Source organism: Paucilactobacillus vaccinostercus DSM 20634 (genome assembly GCF_001436295.1).
In the GTDB taxonomy this organism is placed as follows: Bacteria; Bacillota; Bacilli; order Lactobacillales; family Lactobacillaceae; genus Paucilactobacillus; species Paucilactobacillus vaccinostercus.
Map to the genome: position 1 here is coordinate 26,345 of NZ_AYYY01000066.1, position 9,743 is coordinate 36,087.

At 49.3% G+C, this 9,743-nt stretch carries 9 protein-coding genes and 2 riboswitches; of the genes, 4 read left to right on the forward strand and 5 right to left on the reverse strand.

What is annotated here, in order from left to right; all coding sequences use genetic code 11:
• Positions 1–54: 54 nt before the first annotated feature.
• Positions 55–160, reverse strand: a riboswitch (TPP riboswitch).
• 228 nt (positions 161–388) lie between these two features.
• A complete protein-coding gene (locus FC26_RS11915; protein ID WP_057781133.1) occupies positions 389–1,630 on the forward strand; it encodes an MFS transporter in 1,242 nt (413 codons plus the stop codon).
• 54 nt (positions 1,631–1,684) lie between these two features.
• On the opposite strand, the gene FC26_RS12830 is transcribed toward FC26_RS11915, so the two are convergent.
• From FC26_RS12830 to FC26_RS11940, 5 genes are all read right to left on the reverse strand, one after another.
• A complete protein-coding gene (locus FC26_RS12830) occupies positions 1,685–2,269 on the reverse strand; it encodes a nuclear transport factor 2 family protein (protein WP_157061212.1) in 585 nt (194 codons plus the stop codon).
• Between the two features lie 19 nt (positions 2,270–2,288).
• Positions 2,289–3,011 carry an SDR family NAD(P)-dependent oxidoreductase gene (locus tag FC26_RS11925; protein WP_057781136.1) on the reverse strand — a complete coding sequence of 241 codons (723 nt, stop codon included), beginning with the start codon at positions 3,009–3,011 and terminating at the stop codon, positions 2,289–2,291.
• A gap of 126 nt (positions 3,012–3,137) precedes the next feature.
• Positions 3,138–4,103: an electron transfer flavoprotein subunit alpha/FixB family protein gene (locus FC26_RS11930; protein ID WP_057781139.1), complete on the reverse strand. Its 966-nt coding sequence runs from the start codon at positions 4,101–4,103 to the stop codon at positions 3,138–3,140.
• 13 nt (positions 4,104–4,116) lie between these two features.
• A complete protein-coding gene (locus FC26_RS11935; protein ID WP_057781142.1) occupies positions 4,117–4,893 on the reverse strand; it encodes an electron transfer flavoprotein subunit beta/FixA family protein in 777 nt (258 codons plus the stop codon).
• Between the two features lie 12 nt (positions 4,894–4,905).
• The gene (locus FC26_RS11940) at positions 4,906–6,027 is read right to left on the reverse strand and encodes an acyl-CoA dehydrogenase family protein (RefSeq protein WP_057781145.1); all 1,122 of its coding nucleotides are present in this window, start codon (positions 6,025–6,027) and stop codon (positions 4,906–4,908) included.
• 141 nt (positions 6,028–6,168) lie between these two features.
• Positions 6,169–6,256, forward strand: a riboswitch (TPP riboswitch).
• Between the two features lie 39 nt (positions 6,257–6,295).
• Between FC26_RS11940 and tenA the strand changes: the two genes are divergently transcribed.
• The 3 genes from tenA (at position 6,296) to rlmD (ending at position 9,649) form a co-directional block, all read left to right on the forward strand.
• Positions 6,296–6,958: a thiaminase II gene (gene tenA / locus FC26_RS11945; protein ID WP_057781147.1), complete on the forward strand. Its 663-nt coding sequence runs from the start codon at positions 6,296–6,298 to the stop codon at positions 6,956–6,958.
• A 279-nt stretch (positions 6,959–7,237) separates the two neighbouring features.
• Positions 7,238–8,089 carry an aldo/keto reductase gene (locus FC26_RS11950; protein WP_057781150.1) on the forward strand — a complete coding sequence of 284 codons (852 nt, stop codon included), beginning with the start codon at positions 7,238–7,240 and terminating at the stop codon, positions 8,087–8,089.
• A gap of 150 nt (positions 8,090–8,239) precedes the next feature.
• Positions 8,240–9,649, forward strand: coding sequence for a 23S rRNA (uracil(1939)-C(5))-methyltransferase RlmD (gene rlmD / locus FC26_RS11955; RefSeq protein WP_057781153.1), 1,410 nt, complete (start codon positions 8,240–8,242; stop codon positions 9,647–9,649).
• Positions 9,650–9,743 lie beyond the last annotated feature (94 nt).

Here is a 9,743-nt window from a genome sequence, read left to right on the forward strand (position 1 = left end):
CCTGTACGTATCGCAAAAGGAGGGCCGTGCTGGATTAACGTTCATCTGGCACAGTCCCCCTACTTTCCACTTTCCTACGCAAGTCTGAACTTACAGGTTCAAAGGGATCGCGTTGCGCAAACGCGTCTCAGTTCTTCTCCGAACACCCCTAGTGTCAAATCGATTTAATTGTCGTCTTCATGGTACCGTATGATAGCGCTTTGAGCAAGCTATTTTCAGCGTTTCATTCCGCCCTTTTTAGAGATTAAATCTCTTTTTAGTATCATTTCAAACGCAAGATAGTTTACAGCGTCAGTAATAAGGACTATTGTATAACTCATCTTTGCATTTTTTAATTCGATAAATGCGTCCGCACCTATTATTCTGATATGAAAGCTGGTCTCCACCCTTGAACGTTTTCCAACATACCTTTTCGTCGCTACACACCAAGAATTTTCGCTACTTCTGGCTCGGACAAATTGTGTCCGTGATGGGCACTTGGGTGCAACGAACGGCCCAAACCTGGCTTGTCTACCAAATGACCGGTTCCGCCTTTCTCGTCGGTGTGCTATCCGCATGCCAGTTCATCCCCATCTTGCTTCTGACACTCGTTGCCGGAACTATGATCGACCGCCATTCAAAGAAAAAGATCCTCATGACGACCCAAGCTGGCTTTCTGGTTCTCGGCATCATCATGACCGTTCTGGTGTACACAAAAGCCGTTCAATACTGGCAGGTTCTCCTGATCGCCATTGCCTATGGCATCTTACAAAGCTTTGATACCCCGACCCGCCAATCCTACGTGGTCGAGCTCGTCGGTCAAAAGGACCTTATGAACGGTATTTCACTGAACTCCACCGTTTTCAACCTCGCCAAAATTGCGGGGCCATCCCTCGCCGGTATTTTAATGGTGAAGTTTAGCCTTGGCTTTTGTTTTCTAGTCGACGCCGTGAGCTATCTCGCCGTCTTATTAGGGCTATTTCTCATTCATCAGCCCGCCGTCGTCACCGCTGTTTCTCGGCAGAAGCACCTCTGGGAAGATGTCAAAGAAGGACTCGCCTATGTTTGGCAGCATCCCAATGTGCGTATGAGCGCGGAGTTAATGATTATCGTGTGCACGCTCAACTACAATAACAACGTCATTATTCCCATCTTTGCCAAAACCGTACTTCATTCCGGTGCTCAAACGTACGCTAGTTTACTATCGGCGACCGGAGTGGGCTCATTAGTAGCCGCATTTTTGATGAGCTATCTTTCCCGATTCGGGCTTCAGCGCAACATCTACCTCGGTGTGGCACTGGGCACGGCCACACTCCAAGCGGCTATGATTTGGGTCCACAACTACACCCTCGCCATGATCGCGATGGTCGCCATCGGTTTTTGTAACATGATTTTCTTAAACCAGTCCAACGCTTCGTTTCAGTTTTCAATTCCCAACGGGCTGCGCGGCCGCGTCATGAGCGTGTATGTCCTGCTTAACCAAGGAACCACCCCCATCGGAAGCCTGTTTGTCGGTGGCGTCATGGACGTCGCTTCCGGAGGCTGGGGCTTTCCGGCATGTGGAATTTTGGCATTGCTATGCCTGTTACCACTGCTGTACTTTAACCGCCAGCTGGTTGGTAAGTGGCTTCATCCGCAAACAACGATCTAAAATAAGACTCGGAAAAATGGCAATCATTTTCCGAGTTTTATTTTGTAACCTTGGTTATTCAATCCACGCCTCAGCCGCATCGTAGATTGGCTGACACGTTTCTGGGCGGTCAGTACCAATGCCATCATCGCCAATTTGACCTCCCGCCGCTAACCGCGTGTAGGCCAAAAAGCGATACGATGGGCGCAGGGCTAATGCCCGTTGCGTATCAATATGCAAATCGTCGCCTGGAATAGCGGGGGCTAGATCATCAGCCTCATCAATCGCGGCCATATTACTGATTTTCCAGACACCGTCGCGTTTTTCGACCTGGTAAATTAGGCGCATAAACGATTCCAAAACGGCTAATTTACCCTCTAGTTTTAGCCAGTGTTTCGTCGTGCTGGGTAACTCCACGTATGCCCGATCGGCCGTTGAATTAAGGTGAACAATTGGGTTCCCCAAGCGGCTCACAATCGGTAACGAGCGATCAAAATCAACGGGTTGTTGACCAACAAACGTGCTAACTGGTCCGCTTTGCCAACTTGTTGTCACCGTCGCATCGGGCCAGTACGTCGCCAAATTTTCTTGATCTAAGTACCGTACTCGGGTCTGACGCTCCCAATTCACTAACTGACTAATTGCTTCAATATCACTCATCCTTGTTACCTCCACTTTACTATTGTTGGACCTGCGAAATAACCGTTCCATCAGGGGCTAAAATTTCACCGTTGTGCTCCTGCCCATCCAGCAGCAAATCGACAACCAACTGGCCTGCCACCTCAACAGTTTTCATGAACGGGCCCTGCATATGGTGGTTGATATCAGTGGAAACACCGCCTGGGAAAATACCGTAGATACTGAGCGGTTCTTCGTGCTGAATGAAGTCGGCCGCCATGAGCTGAATCAGCCCGTTGAGTGCGTACTTGGAAACACTGTACGCTAGGGGATGGTAGAACACCGTAGCACTGGCCGGACCAGTCAAATTCGCAATTTGACCATTATTATGTCGTAGTGTTGGAACTAGAGCCTTAATGAGGTTAAAAGTCCCCATCAAGTTCACATCTAGGGTCGTCTGGATTTCCGCCGTCGTCGTTTCCAACGCCCGTTTCGCCATGTCACCCGCAATGCCGGCATTATTGACCAACAATTCTAGATCAGGGTACTGGGTCGCCACCAACTGTCCCGCTGCTTCGATACTGGCTAAATCGTTGAGGTCTATTGCCATCACGTCGAGCAACGTTGCCTCAATGCCGGCATCCACTAACGTTTGTTTGGCCGCCGTTCCCTGCGCGACGTTCCGGCACGCCATAACGACTTGGTACCCATGCTGAGCTAATTGACGCGTGATTTCGTACCCAATTCCTCGGTTGGCGCCGGTTACTAATGCTACTTTTTTCATGAGTTACTTCCTTTCAGTTGTAATTACAAGTGTTTCAACTATTGTACTCTGTCACTGACAGGGTGTAAAGTTCTTCGCACAACAAAACGCCAACGATCCCTAACTAAGGGTCGCTGGCGTTGATTTTTAAACTCTTGTACTACTTAACAGGGCATCCATGAAATCATTGGCATCCCCAACGTACGCATAATCTGATTTGGTAAAAATGGGCGCATCCGGATCGGTATTTACCGAAACAATCGTCTTCGCATTTTCAATTCCCACTAGGTACTGGGTGGCCCCCGAGATACCAAAGTTAATCAATAAATCGGGTGCAATAGACTGGCCGCTTTGTCCAATTTGGCTTTCATGCCCAAATTCTGCGTGATCGGTTAATGGTCGAGAAACACCGACCATTCCGCCCAAACGAGCCGCTAATTTCTGTGCTTTTTCGATCAGTTGCGGGTTATCGGCCCCCCGTCCTAAGGCAATCACCACACTGGCATCACTAATGTTGGCCGAGCTACTGATAATTGGTGTCGGTTTTTCCATCTTAATGTGTGCTTCTGGATGAAATTCAAAGTCCACGTTTGTTACTTGCGTAGCAGCCTGTGCTGGTTCAGCCTGAAATACATTGGGCCGGACCGTTGCCATTTGTGGCCGCCGATCCGCGCAAATGATTTCACACATGATGTCATCACCGTAAGTTGGTTTCACTTGAACCAGTGTGTCACCATCAAAGTAGACGTCTAAACAGTCCGCCGTTAACCCTGTTTGGAGCTTTGCCTGTAACCGTGGGGCCACCGACCGCCCAACCACTGTTGCTGGAATCAGCATGCTGTTAGGTTGAACCTGTTCCACGACCTGATAGAGGCCATCCGCAATCTCGGTGTCCGTCGCTGCCGCAAACCGGTCGTCGGCTAACACCAAAATTTCATCGGGACCGTACTGTTTGACCGTCGCAACGGTTTGGTCCGCGTCGCTGGTCGGCAATAGGGCCACCACACGCTGACCGTTCGCAATTGCTCTGGCCTTGGTAATCAGTTGTAAACTGGTCGGTTCCACCATCGAACCGTCCGTTTGCACATAAACTGCAATCATTGATTGTGCCATTTTATTCACCCCGCTAATTTCGAATCCGCGCCAGCAGTTCTTTAACTGCCGTTGCACTGTCATCACTGAGTTGAACCGTTTGACGGCCCTCACGTTTTGGTGCGTATACCTTTTGTACCGTGGTTGGCGAACCGGCCTGACCAATGCGCGTTGCATCTAAGTCGAGGTCGTGTTCCGTCCACACGTCGATTGGTTTTTCAAAACTGGTTTGAATGTTAACCGGCGTTTCGTAGCGTGGGGTGTTTAATTCACTGCGCACCATTACAACGGCTGGCAATGTCACTTGGACACTTTGCGTCGCGCCATCCAATAGGCGTTGGCCGTACAAGGTGTGTTCATCGACAAACCGCAGTTCTTCAGCAAAGGTGACTTGGGGCACGTTTAAGTACTCGGCCACGATCGGTCCGACTTGACCGGTATCCGCATCGACTGATTGACGTCCCAGCAATACCAAATCTACGCCACCAATTTTTTTAATTGCCTGACTGATTGGATAGCCGGTTGCGAGGGTATCGGCGCCCCCAAAGGCCCGTGAGCTGAGGAGAATAGCCCGATCAGCCCCCATTGCGAGACCGTCGCGCAGCGAACTCATGTATCCGTCCGGCCCCATGCTCAGCAAAATAACTTCTCCGCCAAGTTGATCTTTAATCCGGAGTGCTTCTTCGATCGCATTTTTATCAAATGGATTGATGACCCCTTCGACATTATCCCGCACCATATTGTTCGTCTTGGGATCGATTTTGACCGAATCACTTTTTGGTACCTGTTTAATGCAGACCACAATTTTCATGTTGTTCACCCCCTACTGATTAACCTGTTTCAGTGCAATTTCACCGCTCATCCGTTCTACCGTACCTTCAGCAATTTCCATAGCCCGCGCATCACGAATGAGGTGTTCGATCGGATACTCGCGACTATACCCGTAGCCGGCCAGTACTTGAAGCGCCATATCGCCGCACCGGACCGCCGCACGACTTCCGTACGATTTTGCCATCGCGGCAACTTGGGCATACGACTGTCCCGTGATCTTCAACTGAGCCGCATGCTGATACAGTAGCTCAGTGTTCTGACGGGCAATCGCGATTTCTGAAATTTTTTCTTGAATGGTTTGTAATTCATAAAGCGGGGTATCGAGTGCTTTACGCTGCTTCGAATAGTCGACCGCAATCTGTAATTCGTGTTCCATAATGCCCGTGAGGACGGCGCCCATCAAAATCCGCGCGTCGTCGTGGGCGTTATTGCCGATTTCGAGGCCTTGGCCGATCTGACCAAGTAGGTGGTAACCCGGCACCTTGATATGATCCATCACAATTTCGCCAACGGGTGTTCCGCGTAGACCAATGAAGTCTTCACGCTTTCCAAATGAAAAACCAGGCATATCCTGATCCACGACAAACACGGCCATTTGATCATCTTCCGTTTTAGCCAACACACAGTATACCTGGGCGAGTCCGCCGTTCGTGATCATAATTTTATCGCCGGTAATGATCCAATCATCGCCACTCTTCACAGCCCGTGTAGCAATCCCACGTGGGTTTGAGCCCCCAGACGATTCAGTCTGCGAAAAGGCAAAAATTCGGTGGGCTGCACTCGTGAGATATTCATCCTTTAAGCGCTGGTCACCATACTTTAAAAGCTGTTCCAACGTCTTAAAGTGGCCTTCCAGTGTAACTGCCATGCTGGCATTACCAATGGCCATCAGGTGAATTGCCTTGGCAACGCTGTCATAGCTAAAGCCTGCTCCGCCATATTCACGCGGTAGTGTCATTGTTAACAAGCCATTATCGATCACTTTTTGGAATAAGCCTTGCGGATAATCACCCTGGGCGTCGATTTCCATATCCAGCGGTGCTAGTTCGTTTTCGGTAAATTCACGGACCATTCTATGCAACATTGAAGCCGCCATTTTTTCTTGGTTTTCCATTCCGTGCCACCCCTTTTAGTTTAATAATTCACAATCTCTCATCTTCTATTGTATATTCCATTATTATATTAGTCAATACATACGATTAGAATTTTTAAAAAGGGATGATTGACGCGAGAAAACTCAGCCCTTACAATGAACGTGATCTGTCTGGGGTGCCACGTGCTGAGAAATACCCATTGAACCTGAAGCAGTTAATACTGACGCAGGGAGACAATGCGCTGAACCGGCCTCGCGACAGGTACAAAATAAAACGAGGTGTCTTACTATGACCTTTACTGACCAGCTCCACACCGCTGCCATGCCTGTTTGGCAACAAAGTTTTCACCATCCATTCATTACCGAAATTGCAGACGGCACGTTGCCCCTCGATAAGTTTCGCTTCTATTTGAAACAGGATCGGTACTACCTTGAACAATTCGGTGATCTGCACGCCGCTATCGCCCGCCAAATCAGTACGCCAGCCATTAAGCAGTTTTTACTCGATGGTGCGGCCGGACTTCACGACGGTGAGACCCAGATTCGGCATACCATGTTCAAGGAACTGGCCATTACACCGGCGGAAATCAAAACCACGCCGATCGCACCGACCGCTTACGGCTACGTGACCCACATGGATTTTCAGCTCAGCCACGCTTTTCCAGCTGCTGCGGTCGCTGCTTTATTACCGTGCTACTGGCTTTACAGTGAAATTGGGCAAAACCTGAAGGACGTTCATTCACCAGTGACGGTTTACCAACAGTTTTTGGACAGCTACTCGGCCGCCGATTTTAACGACGGCACCCAGCAAATGATTCAAATTGTCGAGCAACTGTGCGCCCCGCTGAGTGATGAACAGAAAGCCTACGTTCAAAAAGTTTTCCTACAAAGCAGTACCTACGAGCTACACTTTTGGCAGATGGCCTACACGAAAGAACAATGGCCCTTTTAGATTCCGCAAAATTTCTGTTCAGGCATTCGAAACAAAGAATCAGTGCGTCGCCCCCAGAAAACTGGGGCTGTCAGGTCTCAATCGCCAAAATTATTGGAACTCGATATTTTTATTCTACCTATAATGTAGTAAACTAAGCTCAGACGACCCATCAAGGATGGGCAAACATTGATAAATCAACTAAGAAAACACTTACACTTTTTGGCAATTTAATTTCCTATCGATGAATCTTCTGGTAAACTATCTTTAATGGATTAAAAAAATTTGGAGGCGTACTGGATGCAAAGTCTAACAGATACTTATACATTAAATAACGGCGTCGAAATTCCAATCGTCGGGTTTGGTACGTGGCAGACTCCCGACGGAGATGTCGCCTATCAATCAGTGCAAACCGCATTAGCGGCGGGCTACCGCCATATCGATACCGCTGCGGCCTACGGTAACGAAGAAAGCGTCGGCAAGGCCATCAAGGAAAGTGACGTCGATCGTCATGACATTTTCTTAACGACTAAACTTTGGAACGAGGATCACGGGTACGAGGCGACTAAAAAAGCCTTGGCACTCTCCCTCAAAAAGCTCCAAACCGACTATCTTGATCTCTACCTGATCCACTGGCCGAACCCGCTAACCTTCCGTGATAACTGGGAAGAAACTAACGCTGAAACTTGGCGGGCGATGGAAGAAGCCTACCGTGACGGTACCGTACGGGCAATTGGGATCTCTAACTTCCGGCCCAGCCACCTTACCACATTGATGAAAACCGCCACGATCACACCGGCGGTTAACCAAAACTACCTCAATCCCAGTGACTTACAACCAGAGGTCACACGCGTAAACGCCTCATATAACATTTTAAATGAAGCCTACAGTCCTTTAGGCACTGGCGAACTTCTTCAGGTTCCAATGCTCCAAGAGCTGGCGGCAAAATACGATCACAGCGTTGCCCAATTGATCTTGCGGTGGTCACTCCAACATAAATTTTTGCCACTCCCTAAATCAACTCATGCGGATCGCATCAAGGACAACACCAATATTTTTGATTTCACAATCAATGATCAAGACATGCAATCAATTGATGAATTACAAGGCATTACGCGCATCGCTACTGATCCAGATACCGCTGATTTCTAACCATTTAACCGCGACGCCCTGTCGCGGTTTTTTATATTTTTTATACCATTCATCCTTTAGCCACATGACTAGCAAGAATGGGGGACAACCTGTATAATTGACTAGCATTGACACTCCAGTTCACACTTGAAATCAGGTAAATAAACTATTATGAATACTCATCAACATTACGCCAAATCAAAACCACGCGACGTGGCCGTTGAAATTGGCCAACGATTTCCGTTAACGATCAAACGCCTCGGTATTAACGGTGAAGGCATTGGCTACTACCAACGTAAAATCTGTTTCGTTCCCTACGCCCTGCCCGGTGAAGTCATCGTGGCTCAGGTAACCGAGGCTAACGCCCACTTTCTCCGGGCCAAAATTCACCGGCTGAGAAAGGCGAGTCCCCACCGCGTTGAACCGCAGGACCCCTATGCAACCGAGGTCGGCGGCTTTGAACTCGAACACCTGGCCTATCCCCAACAACTCGCCTTCAAGCGCGACTTGATCCGGCAGGCCCTCGACAAGTTCAAGCCGTACGGTTACCGTGGTTACACAATCCATCCCACGCTGGGAATGGATTTTCCCTACGAGTACCGCAACAAGGCGCAATTTCAGATTCGGATGATTGACGGTCATGTGGCCGCCGGTCTTTATAAGACTGGCTCCCATGACCTCGTCGATTTACCGACCTGCGCCGTTCAAATCCCCGTCACCATGACCGTCATGCGCGAAATGGTGCGGCTCATTGAAGATCTCCAAATCCCCGTTTACGATGAGGATACCAAAGCTGGGATTATCAAAACCATTGCCGTGCGGGTCGCAGATGGAACGGGTGAAGTGCAACTGACGATCATCACCAACACGCCTAAACTCCCACACGTTCACCAACTTCTGGACGCCATCGCAACGCGTCTTCCCGAAGTGACTTCGGTCATGCAAAACATCAATCCGGGAACCTCACCACTCATCTGGGGTGACGAAACGATCAACCTGGCCGGCAACGATGCCATCACCGAAGTCATTAGTGGCCTGAACTTCCGGCTGTCCGCACGGGCTTTCCTGCAGCTCAATCCCGAGCAAACCCAAGTCCTCTATGACGAAACGGCCAAGGCCCTTAAACCGGCCCGTACCGACACGTTGATCGATGCCTATGCCGGTATCGGCACCATTGGGCTTTCCCTTGCCAACCAGGTCGATCAGGTTCTGGGGATGGAAGTCATTGAAGATGCCGTCAAGGACGCCCAGTTCAACGCCGAACAAAACGGCATTACCAACGCCCGTTATGAAGTCGGCGCAGCCGAAGACGTCATGCCCCGCTGGCTTCACGAAGGGGTCCAATTCGATGCATTGGTCGTCGATCCTCCACGCTCTGGCTTAGATGACGGCTTAATTAAGCAAATTTTACGGGCTCAACCCGCCAAATTCGTCTACGTTTCATGTAACCCATCAACATTGGCGCGCGATTTGGTTTCACTCACCCGCGCCTACGACGTGAAGTACATGCAACCAGTCGATATGATGCCCCAAACACCCAAGTGCGAAGTGGTCGTTAAACTCACGCTTCGTCAACGTTAAACCAGTTAAAAAGCACCGATCTTCACTTCAAGTGAGATGGCTATACTCCTTCTTGGGTAGACAAGCAAATAATTAAAGCTTGCCTTCCTAGGAA